Raw genomic sequence first — 20,267 nt, forward strand, 5'->3', positions numbered from 1 at the left:
GGCGTGGTGGTGCGGGGCGGACTGTGTGTCGGTGCGCCCCGCCCCGATCGTGCGCCAGGAGGCGCGTGCGTCAGAGACACACGCGCCTCAGGTCGTACCGGCCTGCTGGATGCTGTCGCCGCTGTTGCCGATGGCGACGTGGGTGGCGATGCGCCGGAAGTCGTTCATCACGCCGAACATGCTCTTGTTGGACGGCAGGAGGGCCTGAAGGGCCCGGAGCGCAGTGGCTCCCGCCGACTGGGCCTGGAACAAGTCTTTGTAGGCGTTGTAGACCCGCGCCGTGTAGTTGGGCTCCTTCGCCGCGTTCGTCCGGTGGTCGTTGGTGAGGGCGATTGAGGCCAGGTCCATCAGATAGCAGTCGATCAGGTCGGTGACGTCCTGGGCCTTGGCACCCTCCTCGCCGGCCTGCGCGTCCTCCGCCAGGATCTTGGCCATTCCCAGGACGATGTCGCGGTAGATCCGGTGCCTTGTGCTGCTGGGGAAGGCGGCCATGATGTGGTCGGCCTGACCAGCGCCCTCGGTGTTCATGGTGCGCGGCGTGCTGAGGTCGGCCAGCCCCGGCACGGTCAGCGGGACTCCCTGGAACATCTCCTCCTCGTCGGGGATGTTCGTGTTGCGGGAGGCGAGCGGGTGCAGGCCGATCTCGTGGGCCAGCATGCCCATGATGTAGCCGATGTCGTACTTCTCGAAGTAATAGCTGGCGAGGTTGATGTCCACGCCGTCGTCCCCGCGGTCCCTCACGTCGGCCGGGGGCTCCGTCGTCCGCAGGTGCAGGGTGATGCGGCAGGGGCGGGTGCCGATGTACTCCCTGATGGTGTCGTGCTTCCGCAGCAGATCGATGATGCGGATCGCCTTGTCGCGGTACCTCTCGTTCGTGTGCGCCAGGTTCGTGAACTCGAAGTTCCCCGACGAGAACGGCACGTAGGCCCTTGCTGGGGCGGTGGGGGTCGCGTTCGGGTCCTGCGGCATACGGGCCGGGACCTCGGTGACTTCGGTGACTGCCGCGCCGCTGTCGGACGGTCGGGGCAGGGAGACCGGGTCCACCCACACGGACTCGCGGAGGACCGGCTCGGTGCCGGTGCGTACCGCCTCCCAGGTCTGCTCGGTGTGCCGCTCGGTGCCCTGTTCGCTGTCCTGCTTGCTCTGAGGTTGCGGGTCGACGTCACCGATCAGCGCACTGAGCAGCGCCAGGTGCCGACCCCGCAGACCGGCGACGGCGAGCGAAGAGTCCTCGGGGCCCGCGTTCAGGTCGCCAAGGAGACTGCCCGGGATGTGCGGGCGGTGCGGGGAGTCGGCGTCACGGTATTCGTCCCGCAGACCGAGCTGGTGGGTCAACTCATGGACCATCTGCACCGGATCGGCGTCCGCCCACCACGTGCTTTGATCCATTGCGCGGTCCCGGCCCACCAGGTCCACAGTCAGGTGCGGAGAGTCCGAGGGGGCGACGTGCTCGACGGTGACGTGGAGGCGGTCGCCGTTCGGCAACCGGTAAGCGGGGTTGTTGAGGAACTCCCACACACCTGAGTCGAGTTGATCGGCCACGAGCGTGGTCTGACCCTCCGGGCCCCGTATCGCGAGCCGGACGGTGAGGTCCGTGACCTGCTCGCCCTGGTAGGAGACGCGGCGCGCGTCGAAGCCCGACCGCACCACGAAGCGGGGGCGGCTGTCACGCGGACCCCTCAACTGCGGTGTTGCGGGCGGGGCTTGCTGGATGCTCTCCTCGGTCTGCTGACTGTTGTCGGTTGCTTGCGGGAGTCGGGGGCGGGCTTCGTCCGTCGGCATGGGCGGCTGGATGCTGTCGCCGCGGTTGTTGGTGGCGACGCTTGCGGCCAGTGTGGTGAAGTCCCGCACCACGCCAAACATCCCCTTGTCGGCGGGCAGCAGAGCACGGATTGGGCTGTCCTCAGCCATACGCGCAGCGAACAGCGCCTTGTAGGCGTTGTAGACCTTCGCGGTGTTACTAGGCTCCTTGGCCGCGTTCACCCGATAGTCACTGGTGATCGCGATAGACGCCAGATCCATCAGATAGCAGTCGATCAGGTCCGTGACGTCCTGGAGCTTGGCTCCGGGCACGTGCGCCTGCACGAAGTCCGCCAGCATCTCCGCCATCTTCAGCACGATGTCGCGGTAGATCCCGTGCCTCGTACTGCTGGGGAATGCCGCCATGATGTGGTCGGCCTGACCCGCATTGTCGGTGTTCATCGTGCGCGGCGTCTTCAGGTCGGCCAGCCCCGGCACGGGCAGAGGGATGCCCCGGAACATCTCCTCCTCATCGGGGATGTCCCGGTTCCGGGAGGCAAGCGGGTGCAAGCCTATCTCGTGGGCCAGCATCCCCATGATGTAGCCGATGTCGTACTTCTCGAAGTAGTAGCTGGCGAGGTTGATCTGGACCCCGTCTTCGCCCAGGTCACGCACGTCGGCCGGGGTCTCGGTCGTGCGCACATGCAGAGTGATCCGGACAGGGCGGCCGCCCACGTACGCCTTGATCGTCGGGTGATCCCTCAGCACATCGACGATCCGCACCGCCTTCGCGCGGTACCGCTCATTCGAACGCTTCAGATTCGTGAACTCGAAGTTCTCCATCACGAAGGGACCCGAATCGGGCTCCGCAGCGGTAGCAGGCGTCGCGTTCGGACCCTGCGGCATACGGGCCGGGACCCCAGTGACTTCAGCGACTTCGGCGACCGCCGTGCGGTCGGTGGACGGTCGGGGCAGGGAGACCGGATCCACCCAGATCGCCTCGCGAAGGACCGGGTCGGTGCCGGTGCGTACCGCGTCCCAGGTCTGCTCGGTGTCCTCCCTCGCGCTTCCCTCCGGCTGCGGGGTTACGTCCCCGATCAGCGCACCCAGCAGCGCCAGGTGCCGGCCACGCAGACCTGCGACGGCGGGCGAAGAGTCCTCAGGGTCGGCGTTCAAGTCACCGAGCAGGCTCCCCGGGACGTGAGGTCGGTGCGGGGAGTCGGCGTCGCGGTACTCGTCCCGCAGGCCGAGCTGGTGCGTCAGCTCATGCACCATCTGCACCGGATCGGCATCCGCCCACCAGGTGTTCTGATCCATAACCTGATCCCGGTTGGCCAGGTCCACGGTCAGGTGCGGCGAGCCCGAAGGCGTAACCAGCTCGACGGACACGTGCAGCAGGTCACCGTTCGGCAGCCGGTAACCGCGAACGTTGAGGAATTCGCTGACACCTGACTTGAGCTGGTCGAACACGCGTGAGGCCTGCCCGTCCGTGCCCCGTATCGCGATGCGGACGGTCAGGTCGGTGACCGGATCACCGTCGTACGTGAACCGCCGCGCGTCAAAGCCCGACCGGACCACGAAGCGGGGGCGGCTGTCACGCGGTCCCCTTGGCTGCGATGTGCCGGGGAGCTGCGTCTGGAGCGCGGTGTCGGTGCTCCCCTGCGGAAGCCGGGGACGGGCTTCGCCTGTGTCGCTGTTGGCCTGTGCCGAGGTGCCGGCCTGCACCGGAGAAACGGTCTGGATGCTGTCGCCCTGGTTGTTGAACGCGACGCTGCTGCCCAGGCCCAGGAAGTTGCTCGTGACGTTGTACCAGCTCTTGTCAGCCGGCAGCAGACCCCGCACCGGACTGTCCTGCGCCAACTGCGCTGCGAACTGCGCCTTGTAGGCGTTGTAGACCTTGGCCGTATACCGCGGTTCCCACGCCGCGTCCTTACGCCGGTCGTTGGTGAGCGCGATCGTGGCCAGGTCCATGAGGTAGGTGTCGATCAGGTCCGTGACGTCCGCGGGCTTGGCGCCCTCCTCCCCCGTTCGGGCATCCTCCGCCAGGACACCTGCCATTTTCAGGACGATGTCGCGGTAGATCCGGTGCCTGGTACTGCTGGGGAACGCGGCCATGATGTGGTCGGCCTGACCGGCACCCTCGGTGTTCATGGTCCGTGGCGTCTTCAGGTCCGTCAGCCCCGGGACCGTCAGCGGAACCCCCGCGAACATCCCCTCCTCGTCAGGGATGTTCGTGTCCCGCGAGGCCAAGGGGTGCAGGCCGATCTCATGGGCCAGCATCCCCATGATGTAACCGATGTCGTACTTCTCGAAGTAGTAACTGGCGAGGTTGATGTCCACACCGGCATCACCACGGTCCGTCACATCGGCCGGGGTCTCCGTCGTACGGAGGTGCAGGGTGATCCGGACAGGGCGGCCGCCGACGTAGTCACGGATCGTGTCGTGCTTCCGGAGCAGCTCGATGATGCGGACCGCCTTGTCGCGGTACCCCTCGTTCGTGTGCTTCAGGTTGGTGAACTCGAAGTTCCCGGACTTGAAGGGGATGAGGACCGGCTCCGGTGCTGCGGGCGTCGTGTTCGGGTTCTGCGGCATACGGGCCGGGACGCCGGTGGTCGCCGTGCGGTCGGTGCCGGTGTCGGCGCCGGTATGGGGCAGTCTGGGGCGTGCCTCGCCGGTGTTGCCGCCGGTCCGGTCCGGAGCAACGGGTTGCTGGATGCTGTCGCCGCGGTTGTTGGTTCCGACGCTGGTGGCGAGCTGGGCGAAGTCTCCGAGGACGCCGAACCTTCCCTTGTCGGCGGGCAGCAAGGGGCGGACGGGACTGTCCTGGGCGATGTGCTCGGCCAGCTGGGCTTTGTAGGTGTTGTAGACCCTTGCCGTGTAGTTGGGGTCCCTGATCGCCCTCGCCCGGTGGTCGTTGGTGACCGCGATGGAGGCGAGGTCCATCAGGTAGGTGTCGATCAGGTCGGTGACGTCCTTTGCCTTGGCGCCCGTCACGCCGACCCGTGCGTGCTGCGCGAGCACCCCGGCCATTTCCAGGACGATGTCGCGGTAGATGCCGTGCCGGATGGTGTGGGGGAAGGCGGCCATGACGTGGTCTTCCTGGCCGGCGCCTTCGGTGTTCATGAAGCGCGGCGTCTTCAGGGTCTCCAGTCCCGGTACCGGCAGGGGCATGCCCCGGTACAGCTCCTCCTCCTCGGGGATCTTCGTGTTGCGGGAGGCGAGGGGGTGCAGGCCGATCTCGTGGGCCAGCATGCCCATGATGTAGCCGATGTCGTACTTCTCGAAGTAATAGCTGGCCAGGTTGATCTGGACGCCGTCGTCGCCCAGGTCACGCACGTCGGCCGGGGTCTCGGTCGTGCGCACATGCAGGGTGATCCGGACAGGGCGGCCGTCGACGTAGTTCTTGATGGTGGTGTGCTCGTCGAGCAGCTCGACGATCCGGACCGCCTTGTCGACGTACTTCTCCGCCTGGTTCAGGTTGGTGAACTCGAAGTTCCCCAACTTGAAGGGAGTCAGGACCGGATCCGGTGCGGCGGGCGCCGTGTCCGAGTCCTGCTGCATGTGAGCCGGAACCTCGGTGACTGCCGGGCCGTCGGCGGGTCGGGGCAGGGAGACCGGGTCGACCCAGATGGACTCGCGGGTTTCCGCAGCGGCGGCGCTCCGGGCCGCCGCCCAGCTCTGGTCGGCCTGGTCGCCGTTCTGCTGAGGCGCTGGGGTCACGTCGCCGATGAGCGCTCCGAGCAGGGCCATGTGCCGGTCGCGCAGGCCGGCGGGGGCGAGGGAGGCGTCTTCGGTAGCTCCGTCGAGGTCGCCCAGCAGGCTGCCGAGGATGTGCGGGCGGTGCGGGGAGTCGGCGTCCCGGTACTCGTCGCGCAGGCCGAGCTGGTGGGTGAGCTCGTGCACCATCTGCACCGGGGCGGCGTCGGACCACCAGGTGGTCTGGTTCATCGCCTGGTCCCGGCCCGCCAGGTTCACGGTCAGGTGCGGCGCATCGGTGGGATCGACGTGCTCGACGGTCACGTGCAGCCGGTCGCCGTTGGGCAGGCGGTGGTCCGGGTCGTTCAGGAACTCGCTCACGCCCGCGTTGAGCTGGTCGAACACGCGCGAGGCCTGGCCGTCCGTGCCCCGTATCGCAATGCGGACGGTGAGGTCGGTGACCGGCTTGCCCTGGTACGAGAACCGCCGGGCGTCGAAGCCTGAACGCACCACGAACCGGGGTCGGCTGTCGCGCGGGCCGCGCGTCGGCGAGGTGGCGGACGGCGCGGTCTGCGGCGCGGGGCCGGTGCCCGCCTCGGGAAGTCTGGGGCGTGCCTCGCCGGTGTTGCCTCCGGCCTGGTCCGGAGCAACGGGCTGTTGGATGCTGTCGCCGCGGTTGTTGGTCGCGATGCTGGTAGCGAGCTGGGTGAAGGACCGTGCGACGCCGAACAGGCTCTTATTCGACGGCAGGAGGTCCCGAAGAGCGGTGTTCTCCGCCAACTGGGCGCGGAGCATCTCCTTGTAGGCGTTGTAGACCCTTGCCGTGTAGTTGGGCTCCTTGACCGCGTTCATCCGGTAGTCGCTGGTGACCGCGATGGAGGCGAGGTCCATCAGGTAGGTGTCGAAGAGGTCGGTGACGTCCTGGGACTTGGCGCCCGTCACGCCGACCCGCGCGTGCTGCGCGAGCACCTTGGCCATCTCTATGACGATGTCGCGGTAGATGCCGTGCCGGATGGTACGGGGGTAGGCGGCCATGATGTGGTCGGCCTGGCCCGCCCCCTCGGTGTTCATGGTGCGCGGCGTCTTCAGGGTCTCCAGTCCCGGTACCGGCAGGGGCATACCCCGGTACGCCTCCTCCTGCTCCGGAATCTCCGTGTTGCGGGAGGCGAGGGGGTGCAGGCCGATCTCGTGGGCCAGCATGCCCATGATGTAGCCGATGTCGTACTTCTCGAAGTAATAGCTGGCCAGGTTGATCTGGACGCCGTCGTCGCCCAGGTCACGCACGTCGGCCGGGGTCTCGGTCGTGCGCACATGCAGGGTGATCCGGACAGGGCGGCCGTCGACGTAGTTCTTGATGGTGGTGTGCTCGTCGAGCAGCTCGACGATCCGGACCGCCTTGTCGACGTACTTCTCCGCCTGGTTCAGGTTGGTGAACTCGAAGTTCCCCAACTTGAAGGGAGTCAGGACCGGATCCGATGCGGCGGGCGCCGTGTCCGAGTCCGTGGGGGCGTCGGAGCCCGCGTCGGTGCCGGACAGCGTGCTCAGCTCGTGCGCCTCCTCCTCCAGGAGACCGGGGAGGTCGCTGCCCGTCGGTGACGGGGGCAGCGGAAGGGTGGCCGCGTCCTGGAGGAGCGCGTCCTGCGGGGTCGGGTCTTGCAGGGTCGAGTCCTGCGAGACCGGGTCCTGAAGGGCCGGGTCCTGCAAAGCCGGGTCCTGCGAGGCCGGATCCGGCACGGGCGGGACCGGCGTAGCAGTGTCGATGGACGTCGCGACCTGTGCCTCGGGCCCCTTCAGCTCGGGCCCCTTCAGCTCGGAACCCTCCAGCACCGGGGCCTTCTGCTGCGGGCCCTTCGGCTCCGGCGCCTTCAAGCTTTTCGGTTCCGGTGCCTTCGACTCCGTGTCCTTGGGCGCGGGAGCCTTCGGCGTGGGTGCAGGCGTGTGCAGGCTCAAGGGGACGAAGTCCCCGCCCCGGCGGCGGAGCCGAAGGTGCGGACCGCTGTCGCCGGACGGGCCGGGGTAGGTGTGGGCGGTTCCGTTCTCCTCGATCAGGGTGACGGTGGTGCCGGTCGCGGCGGCGGCCCACCGGGCCACCGCACGGTCGGCCCCGGGACCCCACGGGGCCTCGGCGAGGTGGCGGCGCAGATGCCCCTCGCGGGCGTCCTGGCTCGGCGCGGGCTCGCCGGGGTGGGTCCGCAGGGGCGGGGGTGTGAAGAGCGAGTCGCGTTCCGCCGAGTCGGCGGGCAGACCGTTCAGACGCATCAGCTGGGCGGGCGACGCCCCGGCGCGCATGCGCAGCCGTGCCGCCTCCTGGCGGTCCAGTCCGGGCTGCTCCGCTGCCTGTCGCAAGGCCGTGGAGAGCGCGCCGAAAAAGCCGTTGCCGCGGCCGGCGGGGGCGACCTGGGTGTAGGTGGCGCCGTCGGGTGCGGTGAGGACGCCGTCGCGGTCGAGGCGGTAGCGCGGGCCGCTGCTGTCGGCGGGCGGCAGCCAGGGCGGGGTGGCGTGGCTGCGGTGCGCGGGCGGCTGCGCGGACCGCTGCTCCGACCCGGGGCTCGTCGTGGTGTCGGTACCCGAGGTCCCCACGGCCGATGTCCCGGTGTTCGCACCGGTACCGGTCGCGGTCGTCGCAGTTGCCGCGGTCGTCACCGTCGCCGGGGCCGGCAACGGGGTGGCGACCGGCGGCGAGGTCCCGGGCGGAAGCGCGGCGTGGAAGAAGCCGTCGGTGGTGAAGAGGACCGGATCGGTGGCCGGGTCGACGGCGGCCGGATCGGTGCCGTGCGGGAGGAAGAGCTGGTCGCGGCCCTCACCGGTCACCACGGTGAGCGGGGTGCCCAGGACGCGGGCGGCGAGGGCGGGCAGCAGGTCGGCTCCGCCGTGATCCCCGGCGCGGCGCTCGGGCCGGGCCGGTTCGCCGTCCGGGCGCTCCGTGCCGCCGTCCTGCAGCGGCTCGCTCGCGAACGGGCGGGACAGGGCCGCGGTGGCCAGCGCCACCCGCTGCGCGGGGGTCGGCCAGTAGGTCTGCGGGAGTCGGCCGAAGGCATCGAACTCGGTCTGCTGCGCCGGGGTCAACTGCACACCCGCGGCGTCGAGTTCGTCCTGCGTGAAGGTGTCCTCGGCGTCCAGGGCGAGGGCGTCGAGCAGGTCCTCGTTGCCGTCCTCGCCCAGCTCCCAGGCGAGGCGGTCGCGGGCGGTGCCGATGGCCTCCGCGGTGACCGCCGGGTCGCCGGAGGCGCCCGTGAACCGGTCGGAGAGGTCGGTGCCGAGCAGGTGGGGCAGGCGGCCTCGGGCCTCGGCGGCAGCGAGCAGCGCGTGGAAGAAGGAGGCGCCGTCGTGCGGCATGTCGTGCACCTCGCGCACCGTGGCGCCGTCCGGCGAGGTGAGGGTGCGTGGGGCGGAGTCCGTCCCGTCGGTGATGACGTACGGCTCGGGTGCCTCGGAGCGCCAGCCCGGCTCGGCGTACTCCTGCGGCTGGTCCGGCACCGGGACGGAGGCCGAACCCTGGTGGTGCGCGGTGAGGCGGGAGGCGGCCAGGTGCAGCCGGTGGTGGTCCCGGGCGGCGGCGTCGGTGTGCTGCTCCCACCGGTGGACCTCCTGGCGGGCGGCCTGCCAGGCGACGACGGCTGGGGACCAGACCATGTCCTGCGGCAGATCGGTCGGCGGACCGGAGTTGTCGTCGCCGAGCGCGGCCTGTTCCGCCGGGCTCAGGTCGAGCCACGTCTCCCGGGCCCGCGCCCGTGCGTCGTAGTAACCCTTCTCGGCCGCGGCGAGGTCGCCCGCCGCCTTGGACAGGTCGTCCCAGGCCGCGAGGGCCTCGTCGGGGAACGTGGTGTCGTCCAGGAGGCCGTAGTCCCGGGCGATGTCCTCGCGCAGCCAGACCAGGGCGGTGGTCTCGGCCTCGGCGGCGCGCGGCCCGCGCTTGGCCTTGCCGAGCGCGTGCAGCGGGCGGCTGTCGGTGATGCGGTGGTCCGCCTCGGCCACGGACAGCCAGCTCACCGGCAGCGCGAAGAGCATGCTCCGGTCGGTGACGACCTTGAGGTGGGTGCCGAGGGTGGTGTCCGCGGTGCCCTTGAGCACGGTGCCGTCGTTCGAGCCACCGATCGGGACCGTGGCGCCCGGATTGGTCACACCCGCGTTGCTGTTGCCCGCCATCGGCGCGGTGCCCACGGCGCCCTCGACGTTGTCGGTGATGCCGGCCTCCAGCGCGTCGGAGGTCTTCGCCCGTTGCATGGCCTCCATGCGCGGCTTGTTCTCCACAGCGAGCAGGCGGGCGCCGCGGCGGTGCATCTTCGCGTAGAGGCGGGAGTCCGCGGTGTGGTACTGCCCGAAGAGGCGCGCGGAGGCCTGGGCGGGCAGCGGTGAGCCGTTCGCGCCGAGCGCCTCGCGGAAACCGGCGGTCAGACCGCCCTGCGCGGTGGCCTCCTGCTGGGCCTGGGCGGGGGCGGTGCCGAGGCCGGTGAGCGGGGTCTGGCGGGCCATGCGCACGCGTGAGTCGAGGACCTTGCCTGTGTGCCGTTTGCCGAGGTCGCTGTCGCCGAGGCCGTCGGCGCGGGCGGTGGCGAGGGTCAGGGCGTCCTGCACGTTCGCGGCGCCGCGGATGTCCACGGCGAGGATGCCGGAGCCGATCCGGTCGCCGAAGGGCAGGATGTCCGGGTCGGCGCCACCGGTGCCGTCCCCGGCGGCGGAGGTGCGCCAGGCGGCGATGCCCTCCGGGCGGGCCTGGGCGGCGGTCAGCATCTTCACCGCGCGTTCTGGTTCCGGCACGTCCTGCTCGGTGAGCGCGCCGTCGGCGCCGTCGCCGTCCGGGGTCAGCAGGTTCGCCGGGAGGATCTCATTGAGGCTTCCGACCGGGGTGTTGACGCCCGGGGTGAGCGGATCACCGGTCGCGTCCGTCATGGTGACGGTCAGGACGTAGCTGGTGACGATCTCGGCGTGCGCCTGGGTGGTGGCGATGTTCGGCATCGCGGTGGTGCCGGCGGTCCGGGTCCGGGTGCTCGACCGCTGCTTGGCCGCGGTGCCCTGGAGCGAGGGGTTGGCGACGAGAATGCCGCTCTCCGCCGCGCGCTGACCGGCGCTGAGCGTCACGTCGGCGCCGCGGTCCTGGGAGGTGCCGTCGGCGTCGTCGCGGGCGATGGTGCGGTAGTCCTCCAGCTCGTAGCCGGTACGCAGCCTGTCCACGGTGGTGGTGACCGGAGTCAGCTTGAATTGGACCTGTCCGGGGCTGCCGCCGACCGGCAGGTGGTGCGGGCTGGACCAGGCGCGGTAGCGGACCGGCAGGTTCATCCCGTCGGTCGTCAGCTCGTGCAGGTGGCCGCGGAGGAAGTCCGGGGAGAGCCGCTGGAGGACCTGCTCCCGGTCGTGCGAGGGCACCCCGATCTTCTCCAGCTGCCCCATCAGCTGCTGTGCCGCAGGGCCCGCGTCGAGTTGGCCGCTGGGGTGGGTGGGGAAGCGGCGGTTGCGCAGGTAGGGGGGCACCCGGTAGCCGCCGCCGAGGTTGTGCGGGGTGGTGATGCCCAGGCCGTCCCGGGCGAGCCCGGCCTCGATGACGTCCTGCATCGGGAGGTGGAACATCACCGCGTCACGGATGCGCTGGACCGCGGCGGCGGACCGGCGTGGGGCGAGACTGTCGCCGAGGCGCTCGGAGAGCCGACCGGCCGCGAAGCTGATCCGGGCGCCGGCGCGGGTGCCCACCATGCCCATCGCGGCCGTCCAGCGGTCCCGTACCGCGACGGTCTCGGCGGCGTCGGCGACCACCAGGTACATGCGCCCGGCGAAGGTGAGGGTGGTGTTGCGTCCCCGGGTGAGGGTCTGCGAGACGCTGCGGCCCTTGCCCCAGGCGTACTGCAGGGCGGTCGAGTAGGAGCCGACCACCGCCGACTGGCCCGGGGCCTGCTGCAGCGGCATGTCGGCACCCTGGAGGCCGACGGTGGTACGGGAGACGGTGCTCGTGCTGCCGGCGACGCGGTGCTCGTTGCCGATGGTGGCCTCGAGGCTGGCCGGCTTCGGGTCGCTCTTGACCCGGAAGTTGCCCAGTTCGCCGCGGACCGCCGCCTTGAGGTAATGGGTACGGAACGGTCCGGCGCCGTTGAGTCCGGCGACGCGGGAACCGAACGGGCCCAGATACTGGCCGAGTTGCCCGGCCACGCTGAGGTTGGCCATCGCCCGGCGCAGCGCGGTGCGCACCGGGGCGCCGGGTGCGCTGACGTGCCAGGAGGTGCCCGAGGCACGGTCGGCGGTGTCCTGCATGAGCTGCTGGCGCTGCGGGCCGCCCTCGGCGCTCAGTACCACGTGCGGAACGCTCAGCAGTTTCTTGGTGAGCTGCCGATCGGGCGAGTCCGTCCTGGGCAGCGGGCGGGTGCCGTCGAGGAGTTGGTCCGCCTCGGTGGAGGAGAGCTGCTGCGGTACGGCCGCGGTCGCCGGTGCCGGCCCGGTGGGCGGCGGGTCGGCGGGGGCGTGGCGGTCGGAGCCGTGCGCGGCGGGCACGGCCAGCTCCACCCGGCCCACGGTCTCGTTGCCCCGGGTGAACAGTGGCCGTTCCTCGACCTTGCTGACGAAGACGCCCGCGCCGAGCAGGCCGACCGAGGCGAGCCGGGCCCAGCCGCGCGGGCGGCGGTGGCCCTCGAAGGAGGCACCCAGCTCCAGCTGGTAGCTGTAGAGGTCGGCGCCGGTCTGGAACGTCAGCTGGTCGTGGGCCACCGCGACCGTGTTCCTGGTGGCCTTCTGGTCGGTCTTGGCGTGACGGACCCCGACTGTCACGTTGCCGGCCTGACGGGGCAGCCCGACGTCGGGCACCTTGTTGTGGTCGCGGGGCGAGACGCCCAGCTCGACACCTCCGGAGAGGGTGAGGGACGCCTGCTGCCCCTGGCCCGAGACCTCGGTGCCGATCACCGCGTTGCGCAGCGAGCGCTCGCTCATGGTGGTCTCGAACTGCCGGTCGGTGAGGCGTGCCCGGAGGACGAGCGTGTGGTGGCCGCGGCGCACCTTGCCGTCCTCGGTGAGGGTGACCGGCACCCCGGTGGTGGTCAGGTCGTCCAGGCTCTGCGCCAGGCTGGGCCGGTTCAGCGCCTCGCGCACCTGGCGGTCGTTGTGCAGCGCGGTCCGCATCCGCCCGTCGCCGTACCAGAACTTGGCGAGCCGCGGGTGCCGCAGCATCAGTGGCGGGACGAACAGCGACGGGTAGGAGCGGTGCAGTGTGTCCAGGACGGCGTCCGCGAAGGCCCGCATGGGGTCCTGGGGGACGGGCTGCTGAGCCGGCGGCTGCTGCTGACTCTGGCTTTGCCCCTGCGGCTGGCTCCGAGTCTGGGGCTGGGTCTGTGGCTGGGTCTGTGGCTGGGTCTGTGGCTGGGTCTGAGATTGGGTCTGGGGCTGGGTCTGCCCCAGGGGCTGCGGCTGTACCGGGACCTGTGTCTGCACCTGGGGCTGCGACTGCACCTGGGTCTGCGGGCGGACGGGGCGGAAGCCCTCGGCGCGGACCTGACCGCTCAGGTGGACCGGGTCCTCTCGGGTGAGGTACCACGGCACCGGCGGCTCGGCGTCCGGGTTGGGGCCCGCCTGGCCGGGCGTGCGGCTGTCCCAGCCCGCGAGGCGTCGGGCGTCCTGGGTGGAGATCCAGTCCAGGCTGACCACCCGGACCGGGCGGGCGGCCGACGGCGGTTCGCCGGGCTTGCGCACCATCAGGGTGCGCTCCACCCGGTACAGGGCGATCGGGTGGTTGCGGACCCGGCCGGTGGTCTTCCGGGCCGCGTCGACGCCGAGGTAGTGGCCGCGCCCGGCGCTGAGGTCCGCGCGGACCAACGGGCCGCCCTGGAGGCGCACATCGGTCTCCGCGCCGACGAGGGTGTAGTTCGGCCCCGCGGTGACCTGGATGCCCAGGCGGGTGTCACGGACGTGGCCGCGCTCATTCTGGTAGGTGGTCTGGGTGAGGTCGCGCAACTCCGCCTTGACCGACTCGGTGACCAGCGTGGCCCGGTGCGGCACCGAGCGCTCCACGATCAGGTGCCCCAGCGGGTGCTGTCCGCTGCCCCGGGTCAGCTCGGGCCCGGTAACCGGCCCGGAGAAACGGCCGAACAGGGCGAGCAGCCGCCCCGGACGAACGTACGAGACCAGGGTGCGGTGCGCCGAACTCCCTGGCCGCGCCCCGGAGATGGCCAGCGCCACGTCCTCCGGCGGATCCGTCAGGTGCAGCCCGGTGGTGTCGGTGATCCGCGGCTCGACCCCGTCCGGGAAAGTGAGCGTCTTCGGTGCCCGCTGCGGTCCCTTGTACGGCACGGTGAGGTCGTCCGGCAGCCGCCAGCTCAGCCCGTCGCGCATCGCGAACTCCGCGGAGTGCACTTGCGTACGCTGCCAATGGGGTTTCGGCAGCGGCGAGTTGGGCTGGTTGCCCGGCATACTGCCCCGGCCTGACGAATTGTCGGGGCCGGTGGTCTTCGGTGCCTCGGTGACGCGGTCCACCCGCACCCGGTAGTGGACGTCGTCCAGGTGCAGGTGCGAGCCCTCGTGGGCGCGCCACTCGGACTGGTTGTACGCCTGGGTGCCCTGGGCGTAGTCGGTCCTGCGGGTCCAGCCCAGCGAAACACCGATCTTCAGCAGCCAGTTGAGCGGCGGGCCCATGCTCAGCCCGCCGGCGATCCGGCGCCCGAAGCCGACGCTGCGCCCGCCGCCCGTACCGGCCTGGCCGCGTCGCATGGTGTCCAGCCGGACGGTGCCGCCGTTCACGTCGGAGAAGCGCTCCCAGCGGTGGTACGGGATGGCCTCGACCGTCATCTCGTGGCCGACGCCGGACTTCTCCCGGCCCACGAAGCGCGCGCCGCGCGGGGCGGTGAAGGCGCCGGGCTGCTCGGTCAGCAGGCGCAGCAGATCCGCCTCGTCGAACTGGGCGCGCAGCTTCGCCGGAAGCTTGCTCAGGATCTCCTCGGCCACCTGCTCGGGCGAGCGCAGGGTGGTCTTGCCGGGGCCGGTGAAGAGTCCGGTCGGGCGACTCCGCGTGCTCCCGTCCGTCCGGCCGCCCGGGGTCCCGTCGCCCGGGTCTGCGTCCGGGCTGATCAGGACCGTGGGCAGTCGGCTGCCGTCCTCGAAGGTGACGGTGCGCGGTGCCGGGCCGGGCGGTCGGGCGTCCGCGCCGGTCAGCAGCCGGGCCGGGCGGTGCCGTTCGAGCTGGGTCTCCAACGGTACCGGGTCGCCCCGGTCGGGCGTCTCGGCGTCCGGGCTCTCGAGGTCGGTGATCCCACCCATGCTGCGGAGCCATTCCCCGAAGAGGTCGGAGCTGTCCGAGTCCGGGGTGGCCGGGTCTTGAGTGGTGGCCGGATCCTGCGTGATGCTCGGGTCCGGTACGGGGGTGAGCGGCGCCGAGGCCGGGACCAGCGCGTCGAAGTGGTCGGAGCCGTTGTAGGCCAGGTGCAGGGTGCCGCCCTGGCCGCCCGGGTTGAGCGTGTTGACGAACGTGGTCCCCGGCGACTGCCGGTCGGGCTGGACGAGCCGCAGGTCGAGGTCGAGGGTGTGCGCCAGCGTCTCCGGGAGCAGGTCGGCGAAGGGAGAGGACCACAGCGCGGGGAGCTCGGCCGCCGCCGCGACGAGTTCCGTGGCGCCCAGCCGCCACGCGTCGGCGGGGGTCGGTGCTACGTCGGCAAGCTGCGGGTAGTCGCTTTCCCGGAGGATCCGCTGCCATTCGTCGGCGTTGCCGTCGGTGACGACATCCTGCGCGATCCGGTTCCAGAGCTGGGTGAGCCTGCCCCTCTCCGCCGGATCCTGCACTCCGGCCACGGCGCGCATCCGCAGATCGTCCACCACCGAGAACACCGGGTCGGGGATCCCCAGGGCCACCGCGTCGCCCAGTTCGGACCCGGTGATCCGGTCGCTCAGCAGACGGCGCAGGCCGGCGACGTTCCGCGCGGCCCACGCGGGCGGTACGTCCTGGCTGCGCGCACTGTCGAGCGCCGCACGGAAGAGGCAGTTACCGCCACCCGGGGTGTCCAGCCGCCGGAAGGCCCGGCCGTCCGCGTGCACGGCGTCCACCGTGCCGGGCGTGGCCTTGCTGAGGAGGGTCATGTCCTCGGCGAGGCTCTCCGGGCGGCTCGACGTGGGCGCCAGGTCGGGCCTGCGGCGGGCGAGTTCGGCGGTGTCCTCGGAGCTGAGGCCCAGCTCGGACAGCGGCAGCGGGGTGTCGGAGAGCGACCAGGTGATCTGCGCGGAGGGTGCGTAGGTGAGGCCGCGCACGTCCTCCGGCGAGACCATGGTGGTCGGCGGGAGTGCGGGCGGTGGCGGGGGCAGCAGGGCGTCGAGCGTGGTGTCGGGCCCGGCGGTGGTGCGCAACTCGGCTGCGGCGCGCAGGAATTCGGTGTACTGCTCGACGGTCGGCTCGGCGGCCGGATCGCTGGTGGTGCCCGTGGCACCACCCCGGTCGACGACCATCCGGCGCAGCAGGTCCGGGGTCATCCGGCCGTCGCCGTACCGGGCCGCGGTGTCCGGGCTGAGCCAGCGCAGGCCGTCCACGAAGGCGAGACCGGCGAGCAACTCACGGTTCTCCGGGCGCTGTTCGGCGTCAGGGCCGAGGGCGTCGCGCAGCGTGCGGATCTGCTGGAGGGTACGGGCCCGCGCGAAGGCGTCGGCGGGATCCGGGCCCGCGTGCAGGCCCGCGTCGCGTGCCAGTCCGTCCAGGTCGGCGCCGCTGGGCTCCGGGGTGAAGAGTCTCCACCTGCCCGGCCCGTCGGAGTCCTCGGTGAGCACCGCGCGGACGTTGCCGTCCCGGTCCCGGGCCGTGCCGACCTCGGTGGTCGGCGCGTACACCTGCCGTCCGGTCCGGTTCGCCACATGCTGCGCCACCGGCAGCCCCGCCATCTCGGGCTGCCGCCCGGTCTCGCAGGAGAACAGCACCAGCGGCCGGTCCTGGTCGCCGTCCTGTGCCCACGAGTTGAGCACCTCGCCGTACTGCACACCGCTGACCTTCACGGTGGGGCGCGCCGCGTCGTTCGTACCGAGGGTGACGGTACGAGAGGTGCCGTGCCCCGCGGCGTAGTCGGCGCCACGCTCGGTGCCCGAGCCGGGGAGTGCGGTCGGCGGGCCGGTGAACACGGTACGGCGGGCGGGCGGGCCCGCCGTGGTCCCCGGAGCCGGGCTCGTGGACGTGGTGCGCACGCCGCGGAAGGTGTCCTGGCCCAGCAGCGCGCGACGCCCTTCGCTGTGTGCCGTGCCGTCCTCGGCCGGGCTCTGCGAGATGGTCAACGTCTGTACGGCACGCCCCGGTTGTGGCTTGACGGCGGCGTCCGGAACCCAGCGCCGCAGCTGCGCGACAGGCACCGTGTGGCCGTCCAGGGTGGTGACGACCCGCTCGCTCGGCGGCCGCGCGCGGCCGTTTCCGTCGTCGGCAGTGTCGCCGCTGTCCGCGGGCCGCACGACGATCCGCCCCGTGGGTGGGAGCGCCACGGGGGGTGTCGCCGACGTGTTGTCCGACGTGTTGTCCGACGTGTTGTCCGACGTGTTGTCCGACGTGGTGAGCGGAAGCGGAAGGGGAGGCGGGGTGCCGCCGTCCCCGGGCCCGCGCCCGCCGCCGAGGCCGGAATCGTGTCCGCCCGTCGCGTCGCCGTTGTCGTGGCCCGACTCCAGGTACAGGTCGGTGGCCCCCTCGGTCCAGGGGCGGGACAGGGTGGCCAGCTTGGCCGCGCCGGGCGCGCCGGTGTCCGTCGAGTTCGGGCCGACTCCGTTGGCGTCCACGGAAGGTGTCACGTCCGAAACGAGCTTCGGCCGCGTGGCCGGGGCGATGACCGGGTCGCTGTCTGTCGTCGGGGTGCTCTGCGTGGCGGGGCCGGTGGTCGCGGCGGGGGCCGGGCCGAGGGCGTCGGCGAGCGGCAGCAGCACATCGGCGCCGGGGAACGCGGCGTCCGAGGTGTCCGGGGAGCCGTCCGGCGTCACGGCGGTCGGCGGGCCGGTGAGCGGGCGGACCCGAACCGGGGCGCCGGGCCCTTCGCGGGTCAGCTCGACGGCGGCGCGTACCGGACGCCCCGCCCCGTCCGACGCGACCGCCGGCCCGAGTACGACGGCCCGGTCGACCCCGGCCCCGTCCAGCAGCTCGGCCGCTTCCGGCGCGCCCTCCCCCGGCGGCGGCACCTGCGAGACCACGATCGTCAACGGCTGTGACTGAGTGGCCGAGGGATTCGCCACGGGCGACGGACCAGCCTTCACGTCGCGGGCCGGTCCGCCGAGGTCGCGTACGTCACCGGCATCGCGTACGTCGCCCGTGTCGGCGTACGAGCCGGTGGTGGTCACCTTCGGCGGAGCCGTGGCGATGTCGGGGGCCGGGGTGGGGCCGCTCTCGGCGGAGCCCGAAGTCCCACCGAGCTCAGCCGAGTTGGCGGTCTCCGGAGAGGATGAGGTCTCCGGTGGCGTGCTGTTCTCCGGAGGCGGGCTGATCTCCGAAGAGGGAGTCTCCGGAGAAGTGGCGGTGTCGGGCGACTGCGAGATCTGCGAGGCGTCGCCGGTCGTGATCTGCGAGGCGTCGTCAGTCGTGGTCTGCGAGGGCCCGTCAATCGTGACCTGCGGGGTGTCGTCACTCGTGGTCTGCGTGCCGTCCACCGGGCCCGTGGCGTCCGGGTCACGGGTGCCCTGCGGCTGGGTGTTGGAGTAATTCGGGGTGCTTCCGGATGTGGGGGCGCCACTCGGCCGAGCGCCAGTGCCCGAGCCGGTACCGGACCCAGTGCTGGTGCCCGACCCTGTGCCTGTGCCGGAGCCAGTGCCGGTACCCGTGCCCGGCGTGGCGGAGTTGGTGGGGCCGTTGGAAGTGACAGGTCCGCCGGCCCCTTGCTCCGGCACCGGAGCCGTACGGTCGTCCTGCTCGGCCAACGCGTCCGGCGAGTTCTGAACGTTGTTCTCCGGGGAACCCACGACCGGGTTCTCCGGAGACACGTTCCCCGAAGACGCCTCAGGCGCGGCACCGTTCAAGTCGACGGCGTTGTCGACCTGAACGTCCGGACCGAGGTCCATCACGTGATCGGCGGGACCGGGAGCGGAGTTGCCCGTGGGCCCGTTGCCGAAAGTGCCCTCGTTGGTGATCGGAGCGTCCACCGCGACCGAGGTGCCGAAGGCGTCGAGCGCGCGGCGGACCTCGTCGGTGTCGATCTGGGCGGCGGGGCTGTTCCCGGCGGGTACAACCCGGACCTCGGGCACCTGCGACAGGTTGCCGTGCAGGCTGTCGCGGACCCCGATCTCGGTGCTGCCGGGCGGCTGGGAACCGCGCAGCGCGGCGAGGTCGCGCAGCGCCTGCTCGCGGACCTCGGCGGGACCGTTGTGGACCTGCTGCCACAGCTCGTTCTCGGCGGCGGTCGCGGGCAGCGGGCCCGGGGAGTAAGCCGGCGGGTTCATGGTGGTGTACGGCGGCGGGTTCCCGGCGGAGTAGGGCGGAGGCGACTCGTTCCCGGTGAAGTCCCCCGTGCCGGCGTTCTGTTGTGAGACGGGCTGGGGCGAGGTGCGCGTGGAACCTCCGGCTCCCGAGGAGCCCGAGGTCTCCGTGTTCGAGGGACCGTCGGTGCGGTCGGCGCCGTCGCGGGAGCGCGTGGAGCCGTCCGAGTCAGGGGTGTCGGAGTCGGTGTTGCCACCGGAGACGGTGGACGGCTGGTTGCGCAACTTGTCGATGGCGTGGCGCAGTTCGGCGCCGCTGTTCAGAGCGGTGTCGCTGAGCGTGGCCTCGACCTGGCTGCTGAGGCCCGCGCCGACGAATGTGGACCAGCTGGTGGACCAGTCGCCGTCGAAGGCACCCTTGATCAGGATCTCCGCGAGCGCCTCGCCGGAGCCGGCGGCGAGGAAGTCGGCCGTCCCCTTGAGCCCGTAGTGCCCGGCCATCGCGCCCGGCCGGTCGGCGTTGTTGCGCAGGATCTGGCTGTTCCGCCACAGGTTCGTGTTGTTTCGGAAGGACAGCGGGTTGTTCCGGAAAGTGATCGGCGTGTTGTTCGTGGTGTTGGGGCCGTTCCCGTACGAGTTGGGGTCCGGGCGGTCCTTCGGGGTGTTGCCGCGGGGGTTCGGTGTGGGGTCGGGGTTCGGCTTGGGGTTCGGGCCGTTGTTCTTGAAGTCGAGGTTCGGGGGGTTCTTGAGATTGGGGTTGTTCTTGAAGTTGAGGTCGGGGCCGTTCTTGAGGAAGTTGTTGTCGTAGCTCTTGACGATGTTCTTGGCGAAGTCGTCGAAGATGCTGGTGAGGAAGCCCGCGGCGGCGCCGAACGCGGCCGACTTGAGGATGTCGTTCCAGTCGAAGCCGTCTGGGCGGCGGCCGTTGGGGGCGAAGTTCATCATCGCCAGCCGCACCGCGAAGGTGGTGAACGCCTCGGCGAACGCCTCGGTCAGCGAGGGCGCGATGTGCAGCCGCTGGAGCAGGTGGCTGAGCGTGGTGAGGATCATGAACCGGCTGCGCAGCTTGGCCATCATGATCTGGCTGGCCGAGGCGCCGCCGGTGAAGAAGGACATCGCCAGGTAGATGGCGATCTCGATGAGCAGCCGGATGACCTCGGCGATGACCTGCCATTTGGACTCCATGATGTCCATGGAGGTCTTGCGCCGGCCCTCGGCGATCTTGTCGAGTTGCTCGGCGAAGTCGCGCAGGTAGTTCTTGCCGCCGTCATCGATGAGCATGCCCATCGCCTTGGCGTACGACTTGGAGAGGTCGTCGGGCATGACCTCGGCTATGTCGTGGATGGACTTCTCGATCAGCGACGACATCCTGTCGAGCTTGCGGCCCAGGCCGGAGTAGGGCCGACGGCTCTCGTAGGCGAGGTCCTCGTCGGCGTCGATGAGCTTCTCCCCGGTGAGGATGAAGATCATCGCGTTGACCTCGGGTGATGCCATCATGCTCATCGGGAGCC

1 protein-coding gene is annotated in these 20,267 nt (G+C 71.2%); it reads right to left on the reverse strand.

What is annotated here, in order from left to right; all coding sequences use genetic code 11:
• Positions 1–87: 87 nt before the first annotated feature.
• A complete protein-coding gene (locus OG905_RS04940; RefSeq protein WP_328666371.1) occupies positions 88–20,259 on the reverse strand; it encodes a hypothetical protein in 20,172 nt (6,723 codons plus the stop codon).
• Positions 20,260–20,267 lie beyond the last annotated feature (8 nt).

It is taken from the genome of Streptomyces sp. NBC_00322 (assembly GCF_036147535.1).
GTDB lineage: Bacteria > Actinomycetota > Actinomycetes > Streptomycetales > Streptomycetaceae > Streptomyces.